This is a genomic window from Aquipuribacter hungaricus (assembly GCF_037860755.1).
GTDB lineage: Bacteria > Actinomycetota > Actinomycetes > Actinomycetales > JBBAYJ01 > Aquipuribacter > Aquipuribacter hungaricus.
Map to the genome: position 1 here is coordinate 1 of NZ_JBBEOI010000543.1, position 535 is coordinate 535.

Annotated in this window: 1 protein-coding gene; it reads left to right on the plus strand. The window is 80.6% G+C overall.

Annotation, left to right across the window (positions count from 1 at the left end):
* Positions 1-25: 25 nt before the first annotated feature.
* Positions 26-535 (plus strand): hypothetical protein (locus WCS02_RS21085; RefSeq protein ID WP_340296257.1); only part of this gene is annotated, 510 nt, incomplete at its 3' end.

Sequence of the window (535 nt, forward strand, 5' to 3'; positions counted from 1 at the left end):
GCCGCCCCGGGGGACCGCCCGGCGGGTGGTCGAGCCGTCCTCCGGGTCGTCGCGGCTCGGCCCCGGGACCGTGGGCGCCCTCGTGGTCCGCCGCCGCCTGGCCGCCGGCGGGGCCGAGCGGCTCCTCGTCGTCACGGCGCTGGCGACCGCGTTCGGGCTGGCCGCGCACGTCCTCGTCGGCGCCGAGCTCGTCGCCCGGTCGGTCGAGGACAAGGCTGCGGTGCTCGCCGGCGCCCCGGTCGTCGTCGAGCTCGACCAGGCAGGCCAGGTGGACCCCGACCTGCCCGGCGAGGGGTACGCCCGCGACGTCCGCACGACCGAGGGCGACAGCGTCGTGTTCCGCGACTCCGGCCGGCTCCTCGGCGACCGCGTGGTCGACGTCGCCGTCGTCGACCTGGCCACCGTCGAGGCGGTCGCCTCCTGGGGCAGCCCCGGCGGCCCGCTGGACCGGGCGCGCGGGCAGCTGGGCGTGCTGGCGGAGGCCGACGCCGCCGCCCGCCCCGAGTGCCCGTCGCTGCCGCTGGGCGGCAACGCG